This window comes from Arsukibacterium sp. (assembly GCF_033721375.1).
In the GTDB taxonomy this organism is placed as follows: domain Bacteria; phylum Pseudomonadota; class Gammaproteobacteria; order Enterobacterales; family Alteromonadaceae; genus Alishewanella.
Genome location: NZ_JAWWAP010000004.1, coordinates 89719 through 109823 on the forward strand (window position 1 = coordinate 89719; position 20105 = coordinate 109823).

19 protein-coding genes are annotated in these 20105 nt (G+C 49.8%); 12 read left to right on the forward strand and 7 right to left on the reverse strand.

Features of this window, described 5'->3' with window-relative positions:
• Positions 1 to 5: 5 nt before the first annotated feature.
• Positions 6 to 1280 (reverse strand): cystathionine gamma-synthase, encoded by a 1275-nt coding sequence (gene metB, locus R3187_RS07265; RefSeq protein ID WP_318966021.1) that lies wholly within the window; start codon positions 1278 to 1280, stop codon positions 6 to 8.
• 195 nt (positions 1281 to 1475) lie between these two features.
• Here metB and metJ point away from each other — a divergent pair, with 195 nt between their 5' ends.
• Positions 1476 to 1811, forward strand: a complete 336-nt coding sequence (gene metJ / locus R3187_RS07270; protein ID WP_019675723.1) for a met regulon transcriptional regulator MetJ — start codon at positions 1476 to 1478, stop codon at positions 1809 to 1811.
• 52 nt (positions 1812 to 1863) lie between these two features.
• Here the strand turns inward: metJ and R3187_RS07275 are convergent, their stop codons facing one another.
• Positions 1864 to 2517 carry a response regulator transcription factor gene (locus R3187_RS07275; RefSeq protein ID WP_318966022.1) on the reverse strand — a complete coding sequence of 218 codons (654 nt, stop codon included), beginning with the start codon at positions 2515 to 2517 and terminating at the stop codon, positions 1864 to 1866.
• Complete coding sequence (locus R3187_RS07280) at positions 2510 to 3652, reverse strand: sensor histidine kinase (protein ID WP_318966023.1); 1143 nt, start codon at positions 3650 to 3652, stop codon at positions 2510 to 2512. Before R3187_RS07280 ends, R3187_RS07275 begins: the two co-directional genes overlap by 8 nt.
• A gap of 129 nt (positions 3653 to 3781) precedes the next feature.
• Here R3187_RS07280 and R3187_RS07285 point away from each other — a divergent pair, with 129 nt between their 5' ends.
• The 4 genes from R3187_RS07285 (at position 3782) to R3187_RS07300 (ending at position 7065) form a co-directional block, all read left to right on the forward strand.
• Positions 3782 to 4540, forward strand: coding sequence for a hypothetical protein (locus R3187_RS07285; protein ID WP_318966024.1), 759 nt, complete (start codon positions 3782 to 3784; stop codon positions 4538 to 4540).
• Positions 4541 to 4593: 53 nt separating this feature from the next.
• Positions 4594 to 5403, forward strand: coding sequence for an SDR family oxidoreductase (locus R3187_RS07290; protein ID WP_318966025.1), 810 nt, complete (start codon positions 4594 to 4596; stop codon positions 5401 to 5403).
• A 105-nt stretch (positions 5404 to 5508) separates the two neighbouring features.
• On the forward strand, positions 5509 to 6396 hold the full coding sequence (locus R3187_RS07295; protein ID WP_318966026.1) for a hypothetical protein: 888 nt from the start codon (positions 5509 to 5511) through the stop codon (positions 6394 to 6396).
• Between the two features lie 3 nt (positions 6397 to 6399).
• Complete coding sequence (locus tag R3187_RS07300; RefSeq protein WP_318966027.1) at positions 6400 to 7065, forward strand: CPBP family intramembrane glutamic endopeptidase; 666 nt, start codon at positions 6400 to 6402, stop codon at positions 7063 to 7065.
• Between the two features lie 74 nt (positions 7066 to 7139).
• Here the strand turns inward: R3187_RS07300 and R3187_RS07305 are convergent, their stop codons facing one another.
• Complete coding sequence (locus tag R3187_RS07305; RefSeq protein ID WP_318966028.1) at positions 7140 to 8381, reverse strand: malic enzyme-like NAD(P)-binding protein; 1242 nt, start codon at positions 8379 to 8381, stop codon at positions 7140 to 7142.
• Between the two features lie 577 nt (positions 8382 to 8958).
• On the opposite strand from R3187_RS07305, the gene R3187_RS07310 reads away from it, so the two are divergent.
• The gene (locus tag R3187_RS07310) at positions 8959 to 9840 is read left to right on the forward strand and encodes a tetratricopeptide repeat protein (RefSeq protein ID WP_318966029.1); all 882 of its coding nucleotides are present in this window, start codon (positions 8959 to 8961) and stop codon (positions 9838 to 9840) included.
• 82 nt (positions 9841 to 9922) lie between these two features.
• On the opposite strand, the gene rpmE is transcribed toward R3187_RS07310, so the two are convergent.
• A complete protein-coding gene (gene rpmE / locus R3187_RS07315; protein WP_019675731.1) occupies positions 9923 to 10135 on the reverse strand; it encodes a 50S ribosomal protein L31 in 213 nt (70 codons plus the stop codon).
• Between the two features lie 203 nt (positions 10136 to 10338).
• Here rpmE and priA point away from each other — a divergent pair, with 203 nt between their 5' ends.
• From priA to R3187_RS07340, 5 genes are all read left to right on the forward strand, one after another.
• The gene (gene priA, locus R3187_RS07320) at positions 10339 to 12513 is read left to right on the forward strand and encodes a primosomal protein N' (RefSeq protein ID WP_318966030.1); all 2175 of its coding nucleotides are present in this window, start codon (positions 10339 to 10341) and stop codon (positions 12511 to 12513) included.
• A gap of 86 nt (positions 12514 to 12599) precedes the next feature.
• A complete protein-coding gene (locus tag R3187_RS07325) occupies positions 12600 to 13175 on the forward strand; it encodes an SPOR domain-containing protein (protein WP_318966031.1) in 576 nt (191 codons plus the stop codon).
• A gap of 59 nt (positions 13176 to 13234) precedes the next feature.
• Positions 13235 to 13753, forward strand: coding sequence for an ATP-dependent protease subunit HslV (hslV, locus tag R3187_RS07330; RefSeq protein ID WP_318966032.1), 519 nt, complete (start codon positions 13235 to 13237; stop codon positions 13751 to 13753).
• An 11-nt stretch (positions 13754 to 13764) separates the two neighbouring features.
• Positions 13765 to 15099 carry an HslU--HslV peptidase ATPase subunit gene (hslU, locus tag R3187_RS07335; protein ID WP_318966033.1) on the forward strand — a complete coding sequence of 445 codons (1335 nt, stop codon included), beginning with the start codon at positions 13765 to 13767 and terminating at the stop codon, positions 15097 to 15099.
• Between the two features lie 19 nt (positions 15100 to 15118).
• Positions 15119 to 15487 (forward strand): gamma-butyrobetaine hydroxylase-like domain-containing protein, encoded by a 369-nt coding sequence (locus tag R3187_RS07340; RefSeq protein WP_318966034.1) that lies wholly within the window; start codon positions 15119 to 15121, stop codon positions 15485 to 15487.
• 27 nt (positions 15488 to 15514) lie between these two features.
• Here R3187_RS07340 and R3187_RS07345 read toward each other — a convergent pair whose 3' ends face one another.
• Together R3187_RS07345 and R3187_RS07350 are read right to left on the reverse strand one after the other, a co-directional pair.
• Positions 15515 to 17377: a methyl-accepting chemotaxis protein gene (locus tag R3187_RS07345; protein WP_318966035.1), complete on the reverse strand. Its 1863-nt coding sequence runs from the start codon at positions 17375 to 17377 to the stop codon at positions 15515 to 15517.
• 75 nt (positions 17378 to 17452) lie between these two features.
• Positions 17453 to 19453 (reverse strand): putative bifunctional diguanylate cyclase/phosphodiesterase, encoded by a 2001-nt coding sequence (locus tag R3187_RS07350; RefSeq protein WP_318966036.1) that lies wholly within the window; start codon positions 19451 to 19453, stop codon positions 17453 to 17455.
• Positions 19454 to 19616: 163 nt separating this feature from the next.
• On the opposite strand from R3187_RS07350, the gene rraA reads away from it, so the two are divergent.
• Complete coding sequence (rraA, locus tag R3187_RS07355; RefSeq protein ID WP_318966037.1) at positions 19617 to 20102, forward strand: ribonuclease E activity regulator RraA; 486 nt, start codon at positions 19617 to 19619, stop codon at positions 20100 to 20102.
• The last annotated feature ends 3 nt before the right edge of the window (positions 20103 to 20105 follow it).

The following is a 20105-nucleotide window of genomic DNA, read 5'->3' on the forward strand; positions in this document are numbered from 1 at the left end:
GTTAGTTACCACAGTGCAGTTAAAGCGGGGTTTAATCTCAATTGCCGATCGGCTTTATCTATACCAGCGTTGGCGCTGGCAGCCCGTTCAGTGTGCTGAGTGGATTGCGAACTATTCAGCCAATTCGCCACGGCATTGAACCCGGCCTGCAGGTCGGCAATTAAATCTGCCGGCGCTTCAATACCCACCGACAACCGGATTAAGGTCGGACCAATACCGGCGGTCTGCTGGGCAGCCGCATCCATGGAGGCATGGGTCATGCTCCCCGGGTGACAAATCAGGCTTTCAATGCCACCTAACGATTGCGCCAGGGTAAATAACCGCAAACTGGCAAAAAACACCGGCAACGCTGCAGCAGGTGCCGCCAAATCAAAACTACACATAGCGCCAAACCCGCTTTGCTGGGCTTTAGCAATGCTATGTCCGGGATGGTCGGTTAAACCCGGGTAATATAATTTGCTGACCAGCGGCTGGCGTTGTAAAAAACTAACCAGCTCGGCGGTATTCTGTTGCTGCAACTGCAGCCGGGGCACCAGGGTGCGTAAGCCGCGCAGGGTCATATAGCTGTCAAATGCCGGCCCGGTAACCCCTAAACAATTGGCCCACCATTTCAGCTCATCCCCAATAGCCGGATCTTTAGCCACCAACACGCCGCCAACAATGTCGCTGTGGCCATTAATGTACTTGGTGGTAGAGTGCACCACGATATCGGCACCTAACAGCAACGGTTGTTGCAGTACCGGTGATAAGAAAGTGTTATCCACCACAACCTTTGCGTTTAAGTTTTTGGCCAGCTGGCATACTGCTTTCACATCGGTAATTTGCAGCAATGGATTACTGGGCGTTTCCAGCCAAATCATCGCTGGCTTTGCTGCAGTAACTTTTGCTGCCCAGTCACGTTGCTGAAAATTAATAATTTGCAGTTTAAAGGCCTGCTTGCGCGTGGCCAGATTGGTAAATAAACGATAGCTGCCGCCATAGCAATCATGCGGGATCAGCAATGTATCGTCCGGCCCCAGTAACTGCAGCGCCAGCAAACAGGCTGACATACCGCTGCCGGTAACAATCGCCCGCGCGCCCTGCTCTAACTGACACAAGGCGTCAGCCAGGGTGTCGCGGGTTGGGTTGTTCGAGCGCGAATAATCGTACTGGCCCGGTTGCTTAAAAGCCGGTAGTTCATAAGTTGACGTTAAATATAAAGGTGGGGTAACTGCGCCAAACGCCGTATCCTGAGCAATTCCGGCCCGGGCAGTAATGGTTGCAGCAGCTGAATGAGACATAACGACACCTTTTGACTTTCACTTTTGGATGTTTAGACGTCTAAAAGTATATCGATCAAAAATTGGATGTCAAACCATTTAGCCGTCTATAATGATTATTTGTTGCTCACTATTGGACATGGCAGGATAAAAAGTTAGAATTTGGCAACTGCGCGAGCAAATACGAATAACCATTAAAATAACTAAGGTACCCTTATGGCTAAATGGAATGGTGAATACATCCATCCTTACGCGGAACATGGTAAAAAATCAGAACAAGTTAAAAAAATTACTGTTTCTATTCCGCTGAATGTTTTAAAAGTATTAACCGACGAGCGTACCCGCCGCCAGGTCAATAACCTGCGCCATGCCACTAACAGTGAATTGCTATGCGAAGCTTTTTTACATGCCTTTACCGGCCAGCCATTACCGGCTGATGAAGACTTACGCAAAGATAATCCGCACCAGATCCCGGCCGAAGTACGGCAGATCCTGACCAGCATGGGTAAGCCTATCCCGGTAATTATTGAAGCCGATACCACCGAAGAGTAATACCTTTTGTAACAGCTTTTCGCTGAAAAACCGCCTGCAGGCGGTTTTTTTATCAGCTGATAAGACCCAGCTCCAGCGCCAGCAACACAGCACGGGTGCGGTCGCGCACACCCAGCTTGGCCAGGATGGCAGAGCACTGGTTTTTAACTGTTCCCTCAGATTTATACAAAGCGGCCGCAATTTCTTTGTTGCTGTAGCCCGCGGCCATCAGTTGCAGAATTTCCAGCTCTTTGTCACTGAGCGGTTCCGGCACTGCTGGCATACTGTAGTCAGCATTAGCAGTGGTATTATCACGGACACTTCCCAGTAATCGCTCGGTGATATTGGGAGCAAACCAGCTGCCGCCCTCTGCCAGGGTTGCGATGGCCTGCACCAGCGTGTCCAGTGATACATCTTTTAATAAGAAGCCGCGGGCACCAAGTGAAATGCTCTTCAATACCAGTTCATGCTCATCAAAAGTGGTCAGAATAAGTACCGGAATGCTGATCCCAGCCTGTTTTAATGCCGCCAGAGTTTGCACACCATTCATCACCGGCATCGATAAATCCAGCAAGACCACGTCGGGTTGCAGCTGCTGACAGGTGTCCACCACAGCTGAGCCATCGGCACACTCTGCCACGACGGCAACCTTACCTGAAATACCCAGCAGGCTTTTAATACCATCACGGATCAGCTTCTGATCATCAACCAGCAGGACTTTATGCATCATCCCCCCTTACGTAGGGTAAAGTAATCGTCAGTTGCATCGCCTGGTTGCTACTGGCTATCTGCAAACTACCATTGCATTCTGCCAACCGCTCCTGCATACCAGTAATACCGTTGCCCGGCTGCCAGTATGGTGTCAGGGTGCCATTATCATAAATCTGTAGCTGCAGTTGTTGCCCGGCGACACTGGCTTTAATATGAACTTCTGTCGCGCCGCTGTGTTTTAAACTGTTACTCAAGGCTTCCTGAATAATACACAGCAGGTGCTGGGCCTGGCTCAGATCGTTGAGCATAATATCCGCCGGGATCTGCAGCTTTACTGCAAGCTGGGCTGGCAACATCCGGCTTAGTGCAGTAACGGCATCTTGCAAGCTGACATCAGCGTACTGGCGCATGGTGCTAACGGCCTCACGCACATCAGATAGCAACAGCTTCGCCAGCTGATAACACTGATCAACCTGCTGTTTTGCCTCACCGTCGGTTAAATGGCTTGCTACCTGCAACTGAATGGTCAGGGCGGTTAAATGGTGGCCGACCAGATCGTGCAGATTACGGGCAATCCGGGTGCGTTCGCTCTGGCGCGAAGCGGCCTGCAATAATTGCTGGGTTGCCAGCAGCTGCTGATGCTTTTGCTCTAATTCTTCCTTAGCAGCTTCAGCGTCCCGGCTGGCAGTTTGCACCAGTACCGCAAACAAATGAAAACAGCCATACAGCAGCGCTGTTATCCAGAATTCTTTGCCACTTTGCCAGGCCATAACGGCAAACCAGGCCGCAACGACTGCGACGGTAAGCAGCAAGGCCGGGCCCGTTCGCATCACAAAGGGCAGCATTGCTGCCCAGATAATAGTCAGGATAGCCAGAAATTCGAAATTACGCGCTGGTATCAGCCAAAGCAAACCAAAAGCCACCAGCAACTGCAATAACAACAGATAACGACCAAACCGGCCTTGTAAGGTAAACGGCCCCTGCTTGCTGGTCAGCAACCAGAACAGACCGCCATAAACAATAAACAGCCCATGCAGAGCCAAAGTAGGATGGGCCGGCGCGGATTTGTCCAGAATATAGATGCTGATGCCATAGACCAGCAGCCAGGTTAATAAGCCTGCCAGAGTGGCAAAATCAATTTTTGTTTTCATACCGTCATTATGCGTGCTGTCAACATTACTGCAATAGGCCAGAAGTCATAGCCTGAAATCCTGACTTTTGGCACCTGTGCCGGCACAGGCTCTGGCGTAAACTGGCAGCATTAACCCAGGAGGCTGACCATGTTAGTTATTCACACCACGTTGTTGTACCTGCACATTGCGCTTGGCGCAATCGCACTGTTGCTGTTCTGGTTGCCGATCATTGCCCGCAAAGGCGGTAAGCTGCATATTAGTGCCGGCAAAGCATTTTACCTGATTATGCTGGTTGTTTCGGGTTCAGGCATAATAATGAGCCTGATCGGTTTAGCTGATCCGGTCGGGATTTACGTAAACAGCAAACCACTGAGCAGCGAACAGATTGACAGCATGATGCGCTGGCGCATTCCGTTTACTTATTTTCTGCTGCTGCTAAGTTTGCTGACCTGGGTAACAGTTCGCCATGCCATCGGGGTGCTGCGCGCTAAAGCCAACCGCAGTATGCTGCGCAGCTGGCGCTATCAGGGTCCGGTATTGCTGATGTTTCCCTCTGCAGTATTTGTTGGCTTTCAGGGCGTCAGTATTGGTATGCCTTTGCTGATCATTTTCGCTGCAGTCAGTTTTTTCACTGCCACCACCATTTCACTGTATGTCTATCGTGCCACGGTTGCGCCCCGGGCCTGGATTATCGAGCACTTCGGTTCAATCGTCGGAGCCGGTATTGCTGTTTACACTGCGTTTTTTGCTGCCGGCGGCAGACGGGTGCTCTCGCAATGGTTACCGGGCGAATGGCAGCTGGTCAGCTGGCTGGCCGCACCGGTAATTGGATTAATAATCCTTGCCACACTAACCGGCTACTACAAACGAAAATACAAAGTAAAGCCTAACAGCGCTTTACAATAGCCAGCGCCTTAGCTTAATGTCCTGTGCAGCAATCGCACAGGACCACCGAATTTATGCCTGTTACACTTACCCCACTTACCAATAAAGTTATCTGGATCACCGGTGCCTCGGGCGGCATTGGTGAAGCACTGGCCCGCGAACTGGCTGCGGCTGGCGCCCGGCTGATTTTAAGTGCCCGCCGCCAGGCAGAACTGGAGCGGGTGCGTGCCAGCCTGGCCAATTCAACCTCACATCTGATCCTACCGCTGGATATTACCGACAGTCAGGCTATTAGTGCCACAGTTGCGACTATTGCTGAAAAAATTGGCGGTCTCGACTGGTTGATTAACAATGCCGGCATCAGCCAACGTGCGCTAATCATCGACACCAGCCTGGAGACTGAACGCAAACTGTTTGAGGTGGATTATTTTTCCCAGATTAACCTGACCCGGCAGGCTCTGCCATTGCTGCTGGCCGACGGTGGCGGCAAAGTGGTGTTTGTCTCTTCCGTCGCCGGTTTAGTCGGTACCCAGTATCGCGGCAGCTATTCTGCGGCCAAAGCGGCATTGCATTTATGGGCCAATAGTTTGCGTGCTGAACTGTTTGAACAGGGCCTGACGGTTGCCACTATATTCCCGGGATTTGTTAAAACGGAAGTGTCATTAAACGCCCTTACCGGTGATGGCAAAACCCTGGGCGAAATGGATACCGCTCAGGCTAAGGCGATGAGCGCGACACTATTTGCTGAAAAAGCGCTGAAGGCATTGCTTAAAGGCAAAAATTACATTGTTATTGGCGGTATTAAAGAACGGCTTGGCGCCTGGGTATCACGCCTTTCGCCAGAACTTTTATACAAAATAATCCGCAAAAGCCAGGTCAGATAATAAGTAGAAACTCCTGAGGTTTCTGTGAATAGTGACTTTTGGCACTAAAGATAAGTTTGAACACTCCGTAAAATAAGCACATCACTTATTTGCCAGAGAGTTCAGATGAAATTATCCGCCCTGATAACAGCCGCATTGTTACAGCTGGCTTTTACCCTATCCGCCAATGAAGCTAACCAGGCGTCTATTGACGCTATTACTGACGCAATACAACACGACCTCGATCAAGCAGAAGAGATGGTAGTCAGGGCGTTAAATTCAGAACCTGATAACGCTAAGCTGTATTTTTTATGTGGCCGGATTATGGGCCAGCAAGCTGAAAACTCGTTTATTTCGGCATTAAGCTATGCCAGGAAATCCGTCAATTGTTTAAAAAAATCGGTAGAACTCTCGCCGTCTAATCCTGAATATAAAATGGGGTTAATCCGGTTCTACCTTGGGGCGCCGGGTATTGCTGGCGGAGATAAAAAATTAGCAAAAGAACAGGTAGATGAAGTCTATAAGCTCTCTGAACTGGCAGGAATAAAAGCTGAAATACTGTATTTAGCAGAGTTAGCACAAGCCCGAGAGCTGACACTGCTGTTAAAGCGAGCTGTCACTGATTTTCCGGACAATGCAGAGTTTCATTATCGACTCGGTTTACAGTTTCAACAACAGAAGCAGTACACCGAAGCACATCATAGCTTTGAAAAAGCGGCCACCCTTATTACAGAAAATGAGCTTATTTTTGCGCTGAATGCTCTGTATCAGATAGGACGAAATGCGGTTTTCAGTGAAATGAATATCGAACAGGGCATAGCGGCATTAGAGCAGTTTATCGGGACAGGCAAAACATCAGCTGACTTGCCTCCGTTAGAATGGGCACACCTGCGCCTGGCCCAACTGGCCAAGCTGCTGAATAACCCGGCTTTGATGGAAAAACACATACAGAAAGCGCTGGCCAGCAACGACAGAGAGCTTCATCGCATCGTAAGACAGTTGAAAAAGGGATAAGTGATGATGAATGCAGAAAAGAGCCATAGAACGACGCTCTGGTGCTGTCTGGTTATCTTCCTGCTTATGGAAATACCGGTGCGGCTGCTGGTTCAGCCCGACCCCTGGCTGTTAAATCCGGACCATTGGTACTTTACTCAGCCACTGCGATTTCTGCTGGAACTAGGCCTGATTGCTGTTCTGCTGCTGGTGATCCGCCAGGCGTTGCCGCAGCTGTTAGTTTTAGAGAGAAAGCATTTAGCTTTATTGGTTCTGGGCAGTGCCGGCAGTATTGTTCTGTTCGGATTTTTAGAATTTGACCAACTTAAGGCAAGCTTCAATGTTGCTGCACCACGATGGCTACTGTGGTTTTTAACCGGCTTTTGTATCGGTGTTGGTCAGGAACTGCTCTATCGGGGCTTACTCTTTACGTCACTAGCCAGATTAATGCCTGTCAAGCTCGCTGCGCTTAGCACCACAGTGCTTTTTATCGTGGCACCGTTACACTCAGTCAGGTTGGTTGAATTGTCCAGCAACGGGCATATTACAACGGTGTTATTGCTGATTGCGGTGTACTTCGCCGCCAGCAGCTTTTTCCAGTGGCTTCGCGAACGAACCGGCAACGTAATTGTGCCCGGTGTAGTTCACGGTTTGGGCAATGCCATTACCTGGGTTGCGGTATTTTCCTGACAAAACAACGATGTTTCCCCGGCTGATATCGCTTTCAACCGGGGATTAACTGCTCGTACCGCGGAAAACGCGCTTTACTGATAGTAGTTATCAGGCAGGTCAATGCGGGCAACACCCGAGGCGACAGCAGCTTCGGCAACCGCACGCGCGACCAGTGGTAACAAGCGTGGGTCCATAGGTTTGGGAATAATATAGCCCTTGCCAAATTCCAGCTTATCAACCTGCGCTGCTTTTAGCACCGTTTCCGGCACCGGCTCTTTGGCGATGGCACGTATCGCATTTACCGCGGCAATTTTCATTTCATCGTTAATGACACTGGCCCGCACATCGAGCGCGCCCCGAAAAATAAACGGAAAGCACAGCACGTTATTTACCTGATTGGGATAATCAGAGCGGCCGGTGGCCATAATTAAATCTTTACGGGCAGCATGAGCCAGCTCGGGCTTAATTTCCGGGTCGGGGTTTGAGCAGGCAAAAATAATCGGATTGGGCGCCATCAGCTCTAAGGCTTCTGCTGGCAATACATTGGGCCCCGATACGCCAACAAACACATCAGCCCCATTTAAGGCATCTTCCAGCGTGCGCTTGTCAGTATTATTGGCAAATAACAGCTTATACTGATTTAAATCATCCCGCCTGGTGTGAATAACGCCTTTGGTATCCAGCATATAGATATGCTCACGGTGGGCGCCGCATTTAATCAGGAGCTCCATACAGGCAATGGCTGCAGCACCAGCGCCCATGCAGACGATGATCGCCTTGCTGATTTCCTTGCCCTGAATTTCCAGCGCATTAAGCATACCGGCAGCGGTAACAATAGCGGTACCGTGCTGATCATCATGAAATACCGGGATTTTACAGCGCTTAATCAATTCTTTTTCAATCTCAAAACACTCTGGCGCTTTGATATCTTCCAGATTAATACCACCAAAGGTATCAGCAATATTAGCCACCGTATTAATAAACTCCTCGGTGGTACGATGGCTGACTTCGATATCAATAGAGTCAAGATTAGCAAAGCGCTTAAACAGCAGCGCTTTGCCTTCCATAACAGGTTTGGATGCCATCGGCCCTAAGTTACCTAAGCCCAGAATGGCTGTGCCATTGCTGATCACCGCCACCAGGTTGCCTTTGGCCGTGTATTTGTAAACATTGTCGACGTCAGCGGCAATTTCCCGCACCGGTTCAGCCACACCCGGACTGTATGCCAGCGCTAAATCTTTTACGGTTTCTGCCGGCTTACTGATTTCAATACTGATTTTTCCCGGGGTCGGCTCTGCATGGTACCGCAGTGCCTGCTCTCTGAAATCTGACATCTTGTTTTCCTGCTTTTAATGAGTGAGGGTAACTTCTGATTTTTATGATTGTGCAACCGCTATGGCCTGATCTTACCAGCGCAACTGCGCCATACTGACCATACCACTTTAGTCTTATTACAGCCTGTTATAGCAACTTCAGTCGCTTTCGCCAAGCCAGCTGCACACCCGAAATTACCTGTATAAGGTATTTTCGAGCCAGATCCGGCTGTTCAACGTTGAAGCTGACGCTTAATATTTCGATTAAAGTGACTAACTATCGGAAAATGTTGCCAGGTGTTTCCGGCTAAAACGCCGGCATTTCAGGCGTATAGCCATCTAAAAATTTTTAATCGACTGCATAATCAGCTAAACAATGGAAATTAAACCATTTTTTTAATAAATACTGACTATTTGCTTAAAAAACCAACAGTAAGTCCCGTTTGTCTCCTTCTACCAATTCACGGTCTTTATACATTTGTTTACAGTTTACAGTACCTGTTATCTTGACCAGAACGAGTGAGTGTTCGATCATTACAATATAAATTTTTTGTAAACAACCTGGAGGAACGTGATGCGGGCAACACGGATTGTAAGTATGATGACACTGAGTTTAACCCTGACTCTGGCAGGAGTTAGTACCCTGCCCGTCATGGCGTCAGCTGACACAAAGGTGTGTCCAGCTGGCCAGTGCGAAAATGAGATGCGCCGGCTTATCAAGCTGGCCCGCAGTGGCAGTGGTGATGCTGCTGCATTTGTTGCCATGGCATACGCGTCCGGAGATGGTCTGGAGCAAGACCACAAAGAAGCTGCGCGTTTTATCAAGCTTGGGGTAAGACACCGCAATCCAATGGCAACTTATCTGATGTCTGACTGGTATCGTAATGGTTTTGTTCTGGAGCAGGATATTGGCCAGGCAGATAAACTGCTGGCCCAGGCAGTAAAGAGTGAGTATTCACCGGCCATGTACCAACAAGCTCTGTTGCATTTACAAACCGACGAGGAAGCCAAGGTTACCGAAGCGGTCAGCTTGCTGGAAAAGGCTGCTGAAAATAAACTGATGAACGCCATGTTCCTGCTGGCGCGTTTAAAGCAGACCGGCACCGCTACCGAGCAGGATTTAGCTGGTGCAGGCGAACTATACAAAGCATTAACGTTGGCCCGGCATCCGCAAGCGCGTGATTATCTGCAACAGGTGATTGATGAGTTAGCCGCAGACGAGCAGCAAACAGAGCTGATAGCTGAATTTAAAAGTGTTGACGATATCGAAGTGATTGAAGTACGCGGCCAGAAAATGGAAGCCAATATTATGCTGGATGGCCTGGTAAGGCGGCTGAATGCCAGCGGTAAATATGATCGCCGTTCAATTGGCAGCCGGATCAGCGGAGTAAGCTGTGAGAACTCAGGCTCGGCTTGTGCCTCGGTTAAGCCGGGCAAAGGCGCCAGCTCACTGAGCGAAGTATTAAGCGGTGGTAAATAACAGGCTGGCTTAACTTTGCAACTGGCAGTTATAAAAAAAGCACCCGAAGGTGCTTTTTTTATTTGCAGCATACTTTGGCAAATTAACGATTGCCCAGTACCGCGAAACGCTTTTTGAAGCGGTCAACCCGGCCGCCAACGTCTAATACTTTTTGCTTACCAGTGTAAAAAGGGTGACAGCTTGAACAAACGTCCAAGTGAATATCTTTACACAGGGCTGAATGGGTTTTGAAGCTGTTACCGCAAGTACAGGTTGCAGTAATTTCTTTGTATTCTGGGTGGATACCTGGTTTCATGGGTTACCTCGTTAGGCCGTATCGCTATCTGGTCATCATGTGCCAGACACCATACGTAATTACAGTTAATTAAGGGCGCGTAGCTTAATAGATAGCCAACAAAGTTGCAACTGTCCTGCCCGCTTATTTGCAACTTTGTTTTACTTGGCAGCGGCCTGAGGGCACCTTACACTATCTGCTGTCTAATCTGAAGGATATTCACTTTGTCAGTTATCCGCGTTGCTCTGCCATTGCCATTACGCCAACACTTTGATTATCTGCTTAGCAGTGATCAGCAGGTGCAAATTGGCTGCCGGCTGCGGGTTCCTTTTGGTAAACGCGAATTAATTGGTGTTGCCTGGCAACTTAATCCGGCCGATCATTACCCGTTAGCACAGTTAAAGCCCGTGCTAAGCGTTATCGATAACCTGCCGGTGTTAAACGATACTCTGCGCCAGTTGCTGACCTTTGCCGCCGAATACTATCACCATCCGCTGGGCGAAGTACTGACCGCTGCATTGCCTGCCCTGCTGCGCGAAGGTAAAGATCTGGCAGACTACCAGCAATATGCCTGGCAGCTGACTACCGCCGGCGCTGCAGCCAGTGCTGCCGACTTTAAACTGTCGACCCGGCAGCTGGCATTATGGCAGGCATTGCAGGATGGCGCCGTACCCGCCATAGAATTGCTAACCAGCCATTCACGCACCACTTTAAATCAACTGGCAGAAAAAGGGCTGATAGAAAAAAATATTTTACCGTTGCGGCCTTTCAGCCAGCGCGGTTTGAAACAACCGGCATTGCAACTAACGCCCGATCAGGCGCTGGCTGTTACTGCTATCAATCAGGCTGCCGGCCGTTTTCAGAGCCTGTTGCTCGAAGGTGTCACCGGCTCAGGCAAAACAGAGGTTTACCTGCAAGCGATTGCTCCCTTGCTTGATGCTGGCAGCCAGGTGCTGGTAATAGTGCCGGAAATAGGTCTTACTCCACAGACACTCTCCCGTTTTCAAAGCCGTTTTCAGGCACCGGTGCTGTGCTGGCATTCTAATCTTAGCGATACCGAGCGGCTGAGCTGCTGGCAGCAAACACAGGCAGGTAGTGCTGCTATTGTCATTGGTACCCGCTCAGCGCTGTTTTTACCTTTTGCCCGCCTCGGCTTAATTATTATTGATGAAGAACATGATCAGTCACTGAAGCAGCAGGATGGTTTTCGGTATCATGCCCGCGATCTGGCGATTAAGCGGGCAGCCCTGGAGCATTGCCCTGTGGTGCTTGGCTCGGCTACCCCGTCGCTGGAAAGCCTGTACAACTGTCAGCAACAGCGTTTTGTTCATCTTAGTCTGCATACCCGGGCAGCGGGCCAGGCCATGCCCCGCTATCAACTGGTGGATTTAAAGCAGCAGGTGCTGCAGTTCGGCCTGGCCAGTCAGACTCTGCAGTTTATGCAGCAGCAGTTACAGCAGGGTATGCAGGTCATGTTGTTTTTAAACCGCCGCGGCTTTGCCCCGGCGCTTAGTTGCCAGGAGTGCGGCTGGCTGACCGAATGCCACCGCTGCAGTACTTTTACCACCTACCATAAACAAAGCAGGCAGCTGGTATGTCACCATTGCGGTGCAATTAAAGCAGTGCCGCGCCAATGCAAGCAGTGTGGCAGTGCAAGGTTAGCGCCCGTTGGCCAGGGGACTGAACAGCTGGAAGAAAATTTACAGCAGTTATTTCCTGATATTGCGATTACCCGGCTGGATCGTGACACCACCCGGCGTAAAGGCGCGCTGGCCAGTGCGCTGGACAGTATCAATCAAAGCGGTCCACGGCTGATCCTGGGCACACAGATGCTGGCCAAAGGCCATCACTTTCCTTTTGTTACTCTGGTTGTCATTGTTGATGTCGACGGCGCCCTGTACAGCAGCGACTTCAGAGCACCAGAACAACTGGGCCAGTTACTGACGCAGGTAGCCGGCCGGGCCGGCCGGGGCAGTAATCCCGGCACCGTATTATTGCAAACGCATTATCCAGAGCATGTGCTGTTGCAGGATATTATTCACAATGGCTATGCCTCGTTTGCCCGCAGTGCGTTGCTGGAACGGCAACACACCAGACTGCCGCCTTATCAGCATCTGGCGATGTTCCGGGCAGAAGCGCTGCAAAGTGCGCTTTGTCAGCAGTGGCTTACCGAGCTGGCGTCGCTGGCCAAAACCCTGCCCGGGCTGGAGCTTCTCGGTCCCCTTAGCTGTCCGATGGAAAAACGAGCCGGTAAATACCGCTGGCAACTACAGATTTACAGCAGCCAGCGGCCGCTGCTGCATCAGGCCTTGAATACGCTGCTGGCGGCACTGCAAAGCTGGCCGCTCAGCAGGCAGTTAAAGTGGCAACTGGATGTTGATCCTATTGATCTGAGTTAATGGCTTAGCCCTGCTTATTTCTTTTTCAGACTAAGCAGGTAGAATAGCGCCAGTGAATTCTTAAGTCAGGTTGTTAAGCTGTCAATATGCCGCAAAAAGATTACGTGAAAACCGCCCGCCCCAAGCCTAAGGCCAAAGCCAGAACCAGCAATCCGCGGCGGGGTAACAGCCGGGCTGCCAGCAAGTCCAGCAAGCCGTGGTTACTGATGGTAGTCACCACCCTGCTGCTAAGTGGTTTTGCCGCTTTTCTGTGGTATTTAAAGCAGCAGCCATCCGACTCTGCAGCCAACCCGCCGGAAGTACGTCAGAACAAGCCAGTGGTTGATGAGCTCCCTGCCAAGCCGGTTGCAGAGCCTTATCAATATATAAAAGAGCTGGAAAATAAAGAAGTTCAGGTAGAAGTCGACACCAGCGAAAGGGAATCAAAGGGCCCGTTTCAGATGCAATGTGGCTCGTTCCGGCAAGCTGAGCAAGCCGAAGCCATGCGGGCGCAGATCGCCTTTGCCGGCTTTGCCTCCGCCGTGCGCCGTACTGAAGGTAGTAACGGCATCTGGTACCGGGTGGTGCTGGGTCCTTATGATTCCAAGCGTCAGGCGACAGCGGATCGCAACCGGCTGCAACAACAGAACATCAATGGCTGCCAGATCTGGAACTGGACTTGAAAAGCAGCGCTGCCAGCCACACTTAAGCCCTAGGTTTATTCGCCATAGGGCAAAAATTCATGACAACTATCGTTTCTGTTCGCCGTAATGGCCACGTTGCTATTGGCGGCGATGGCCAGGTGTCACTGGGTAATACCGTAATGAAAGGTAATGCCCGCAAGGTACGCCGGCTTTATAACAACAAAGTGCTGGCCGGTTTTGCCGGCGGTACCGCCGATGCTTTTACTTTATTTGAACGTTTTGAAGCTAAACTGGAGCTGCATCAGGGCCATTTAATGCGCGCAGCGGTAGAGCTTGCCAAAGACTGGCGCACCGATCGGATGCTACGCAAGCTTGAAGCACTGCTGGCGGTTGCTGATGCAAACTGCTCGCTGATTATTACCGGTAATGGTGATGTTATTCAGCCCGAGAATGATTTAATTGCTATCGGTAGTGGCGGCCCTTTCGCTCAGGCAGCTGCCACCGCTTTGTTGCAGAATACCGAGCTGAGTGCCCAGGATATTGTTGAAAAAAGCTTAACGATTGCTGGTGATATTTGTGTTTACACCAATCAGCAACACACTATTGAACAACTTTAAGCAGGTTAATTATGTCTGATATGACACCCAGAGAAATTGTCCACGAACTGGACCGGCATATTATTGGCCAGAGTAAAGCCAAACGTGCTGTGGCCATCGCCCTTCGCAACCGCTGGCGCCGGATGCAGCTGGAAACAGGCCTGCGCGCTGAAGTTACCCCGAAAAACATTCTGATGATTGGCCCGACCGGAGTTGGTAAAACCGAAATTGCCCGGCGCTTGGCAAAACTCGCCAATGCGCCTTTTATCAAGGTTGAAGCCACAAAATTTACCGAGGTAGGTTATGTGGGCAAAGAAGTTGAGAGCATTATCCGTGACCTGACCGACAGTGCCGTGAAAATGCTGCGGGAACAGGCGATTGCCAAAAATCGCTTTCGGGCTGAAGAAGCCGCTGAAGAGCGGATTTTAGATGCCTTATTACCCAAAGCCCGCGACAACTGGGCCGACGCTGATAATCAACCAGCAACCGATAACAATACCCGGCAGATTTTCCGCAAAAAGTTACGCGAAGGCCAGCTCGATGATAAGGAAATTGAACTGGAACTGGCGCAAACCCCGGTAGGTGTGGAAATTATGGCACCGCCTGGCATGGAAGAAATGACCTCGCAGTTACAAAGCATGTTCCAGAGCCTGGGCAGTGATAAAAAGAAAAAGCGTAAACTGAAAATTAAAGACGCTTTTAAACAACTGATTGACGAAGAAGCCGCCCGGCTGGTTAATCCGGAAGAATTAAAAGCTGAGGCACTGGAAGCGGTCGAGCAAAATGGCATTGTCTTTCTGGATGAAATTGACAAAATTTGTAAGCGTGGCGAAACCAGTGGTCCTGATGTATCACGCGAAGGTGTGCAACGCGATTTACTGCCACTGATTGAAGGCTGTACCGTTAATACCAAGCATGGGATGGTAAAAACTGATCATATCCTGTTTATTGCCTCTGGTGCTTTTCAGATGAGTAAGCCGTCTGACTTAGTCCCCGAGCTGCAGGGACGTCTGCCTATCCGGGTAGAGCTGGAAGCGCTGACCGCTGCCGATTTTGAGCGTATTTTAACTGAACCCAAAGCGTCGCTGACCGAACAGTCTATTGCGATGCTGGCCACCGAAGGGGTAAAAATCAGTTTCAGCGACGAGGGTATTAAACGAATTGCTGCAGCAGCCTTTCAGGTAAATGAAACCACTGAGAACATCGGTGCCCGGCGCCTCTATACGGTGATGGAGCGCTTACTGGAAGAAATATCTTATGATGCGGCCGACCATGCTGGTGAGCATATCGAGATTACTGCCGATTATGTCGAACAGCATCTGGGCGCATTAGTACAGGATGAAGATTTAAGTCGGTTTATTCTTTAACAAAGGGGGTCTGCAAGCAATGACATTACGCACCCTGCACTATCACCGGCAACGGCGCCTGCTGGATCTGATATTTGCTGACGGCACGGTACAGGTGCTGTCAGCAGAATTTTTGCGCGTCCATTCACCATCAGCCGAGGTGCGTGGTCATGGCAAACCCAGGCTTGTAGCCCATAAACGTGATGTCGCAATAAAGACGATTAGCCCCGTAGGCCACTACGGGGTTAAACTGACCTTTGATGATGGCCATGATACCGGCTTGTATCACTTTCGCTATTTGTGTCAGTTGGCCGACGATCAGCACACACTATGGCAGCGCTACCTGGCACAGCTTAAAGCCGCTAATGCCAGTCGCGAAAGCCTGATCAGTACCCGTCAGCTCAGCTAGCCATTTAGCCGGTCAGTTAACTTCAGCTCAGGCTTTAAATATTTCAACGCTTTGCCGTAAACTGGCAGCCTGTTGCGCCACTTCCTCACTAATCGCGGCATTTTGCCGGGCATAGCCAAAGGTATCATCCGACAAATCACGAATTTTCACCACGTTTTTGTTAACTTCTGCCGCGACGTGGCTTTGCTGTTCAATTGCAGCTGCTATCTGGGTGGTCATATCCATGATATTGGTCACATCTTCAGTGATCTCCCCCAGCAACGTCATCGCAATGCTGGCCTGCTCTGCGCTGTCGGTACCTTGCTGCCGGCATTGCTGCATTGCCTCAACGATATGGCGGGTACGGCCTTGCAAAGCGGCAATAATTTCTTCAATTTGTCCGGTCGACTGGGCGGTACGTTGTGCCAGATGCCGCACTTCATCGGCAACCACCGCAAAACCACGACCCTGATCACCCGCCCTGGCCGCCTCAATAGCCGCATTCAGCGCCAGCAAGTTGGTCTGTTCGGCAATACCACGAATCACATCCAATACTGAACCGATAGTCTGGCTATCCTGCTCCAGCTCGGTAACAATGCTGGTAGCCTGCTGTAAGCGTCCTGACAGCTGCTGGATCTGCGAAACCGTTTGCTCCACTTCATGCCGGCCGCTGGCCGCATTTTGGTTAGTACTGTCGGCTTTGGCAGCGGTCATTTCGGTATTACTGGCAATTTCATTGATAGTTGCCCCCATCTCGGTTACAGCGGTTGCAACCATATCTGTTTCTGCTTGCTGGCGTTGCATCCCTTCACTGGTGTCCGACGTTGACTGCGCAAGTTCAGCTGTAGCCTGGTCCAGCATGCCAAGGGCTTCATTGACGGTACGGATTAAATGCTGAATATCGGCCAGCATGGCATTAAAGTCCTGCGCTAACTGGCTCATTTCGTCCTGACCACTTTCATCTACCCGTTTGCGAAAATCGTGCTCATTACGGATAAGGCCAATGGTTTGGCATACTGCCAGTACCGGGCCGATAATACTGCGGCTGGTCAGGCCTACCAGCGCCAGCATCAGCAGCAGAACCACCACAAAAATAATAACGGCCAGCTGCTTGGTACTGGTCACTGCAGCCGCAATAGCGTCGCTGGTTTCTGCCGATAAAGTTTCCAGACTGGTCTCGGTTTGTTGAATAGCGGAGCGCATCTGCCCTGTCAGGCCCTGCGTTTCATCTAACCCCAGTTGTTTCATGCCGTCAACCAAGCCGTTAAAGCCATCACGGTAAGCGTTTGCGGCCGCAGTACCAGCAGGAAAACTACGCTGCAATGAACTGATAAAGGTCGCAAACTCACTGTTAAAGGTTTCGGCATACCGTGGTTCAAGTCGTAATAAGAAATCTTTTTCATGCCGTCGTAACTGCAATAACATCATAAGTAACTGGGTTTCATCAGTCTGGTTGAGTTGCTGCTCCAGGGTTTGAGCACTATCCCGCAGCCGCCCCTGCAAACCTTCGGCTGGTGTTAAGCCTAACTGCTGCTGCTGCGCGACCAGTTTATTAAATACTTGCTGATACTCAGCAGTAAGCTGGCTGAACCTGTCCAGCGGCGCGGTGGGTATGTCATGGCTTTGGGCGTACTGTCGCAGTGTCACGACTTTGTCAGTTAACTGCTCGATTCGATCGTTTAACCGTTGCTGATATTTTAAATCGCTACGCATCATGAAGTCTTTTTCATGTCGACGCAGCATCAGTACCGTGGTGTTAAGCTGTTCCACTAACTGCTGGGTACTGGCTAAACTGGTTAATTGGTTGCTTTGGAAAAACAGAATGGCCAGCATCAGCAACATGGCAACAATAAGCGCCAGAGCATTGGCTAACAGCCGTTGTTTAATGGTTAAACGACGTAACAGCGTCATAAATAATACTCACAATTTCAGACTGAATTTAAGATTAGTTTACTTTAGTAAATGTTAACAGTAACAACAGAGTATTTAGCGGGGATAGCTTTTAAAAAATGCCAGCGCTTCGGTTTCTGGTAAAGGTTTGGCAATATAGTAACCCTGCACGGCATCACAGGATAAAGTGCGAAGCAGGTCAAGCTGCTCAACCGTTTCCACGCCCTCGGCCAGAATACGTTTACCCAGGCCATGCGCCAGCTTTATCATCGTTTTGACGATCATCATATCGGAGTCATTTGACGTCATATCCATCACAAAACTGCGATCTATTTTAATTTTTTCAATCGGCATTTTACGCAAATAAGCCAATGAGGAATAACCGGTACCAAAATCGTCAATTGATACTTTAATGCCCATTTGCTGCAACTCCAGCGCAAAATTTGAGCCCTTTTCCATGTCCTGCATTGCAGTATTTTCAGTGACTTCCAATTCAACCATTTCCGGTGAAACCGCATATTGCTGCAACAATCCCTTCAGTTCCTGCTTTAAGCCTTCCTGTTCGAAATGGACCGGTGACATATTAATCGCCAGCGGAATATGCACCCCCCGTTGCTGCCAACGCTGAATACTGGCAATGGCACTGCGCAATATCACTAAATCCAGCACCTGACTCAGGCCAAGCTGTTCGCAGAGTGGTAGAAATTCTCCCGGCATTAACAGGCCACGTTGCGGATGCTGCCAGCGCACCAACACTTCAAAACCCTCAAGCTGGTTACTGCGCAAACTAAGCTGTGGCTGGTAATACAATACAAATTGATTTTCACTGATCGCTTGTAGTAATTCACTTTCCCAGGCCAGCAAACGGGCAGTTTCTTCTTCCATACCGGTTTGATAACTGAGCCAGCTGGCCTGCAGGCGTTTGGCCTGATGAAAGGCAATATTTGCCTGCTGTAATAACTGTTCAGCACTTTGGGCATGCACCGGATAGTGTGAAAGGCCTATACTGGTGGTCAGTTTTACCGGCCCGCTATCGAGTAAAAACGGTTTCTCTATCAGCTGTTGCACATGCTGCAGGCTATACTGCAGTTGCTTGTCATTAACGACATCGGCCAGCACCAACGCAAAAATATCGCCACCGGTACGGGCAATCAATACTGGTTTAACAATACTTTGTTCAAACCGTCGGATAACTTCGCGCAAAATCCGATCGCCCTGCTTCAGGCCCACTGATTCATTAACGTTTTTAAATTTATCCAGTCCCAGCATCACCAGGTGTAAATTATTTACAACGGCGCTCGCGATTAACTGGTCCAGCTTAACTAATAAAGCATCGCGGTTCAGGGCACCGGTCAGTTGATCATGCTGATCCAGATAGCGGGTTTTTTCAGTTAATTTCAGGTTAGTGCTACGCTCATTTTCCTGCAGCCAGATTACCAGTGAAAACCCCAGCGTTACCAGTAAAGCCAGTTCAATACTTTTGTAGAGAAACATATGATTATAGTTGGCCATACTGCTTAACTGCAGCATAGCGCTAAGGGTATTTCCCAGATACAGAATGCCCCAGAAAATAAGGACAACAGATGCCAGCTTTGGACCGAGACCCTTGCTATTGCTTTGCCATAATCCGGTACCCGCCATCAGTAACAAGACGCCAGCGAGTATAAGGCGAATATGTGTCTCCAGTAATGACTGCCAGGCTAGCAACGCAGGCGACACTAACGGCAGCAAAACACCAGTGCAGGACAATATTAAAACAATGACAAAGTAGCGGCTGGCTGGCCAGCTTAACGTCTGGCTGGCAATATGGGGGAATTGTAACCGATTTCCCATTAAAATCAGTAAAGCAAAGCTGTAGCAGGTAAAATGAACAATAACAGCCAGCGGTAAATTCGCCCAGCTTTGGCCAGCATCGGTGGCATAAAGCAACAAAATAGTAAGCTGATAAACGGCAAAGGCCAGAAAAGCCAGTAACCAGACTTTCAGATAGGTTTGCCGGTAAACCCGCAGGTAATACCACAGTAAAAACGCCATAAGCAACGCCAACCCGGTTTGGGTTACATAAAGGGCATTTCTGGCGAATAAGTCTGCTGGCACATTGCTCTCTCTTTATGCTTGGCCACTACACCTTAGCAAACAAAATGCTTTTGCAGCAATACTTTGTTTAACGTAAAAGCAGTGGCAGCCAACATTATTCCCTTGAGCTTGTAAGGCATAGCGCTATACTGTGCAAAAGCTGTTGCTGCCTACGGAGCCTTATATGGAATACAATACTTCAGAACTGTGCGATCTTTATGCGGATCAGGTTGATGTGGTTGAACCGATCTTTGCAAATTACGGTGGCAGACGTTCATTCGGCGGCCAAATTCATACTGTTAAATGCTTTGAGGACAATGGCCTGCTGCGCCAGGTTCTGGCTGACAGCGGCGTCGGCAAGGTATTATTAGTAGATGGTGGCGGTTCTGCCCGACGGGCGCTGATTGATGCTGAACTGGCCAGTCTGGCAGCCAGCAACGGCTGGGAAGGCATTGTTTGCTATGGCAGTGTACGCGATCTGGATGCACTGGAAGATTTTGAAATTGGCATTCAGGCTGTCAATGCAATTCCTATCGGAGCGGATGACAACGGCTTCGGTGAGACTGAAGTACCGGTTAATTTTGGCGGAGTAACGTTTTTACCGGGTGACCATTTGTACGCTGACAGTACCGGCATTATTCTGTCACCGGATCCGCTTGATATTGAATAGCCG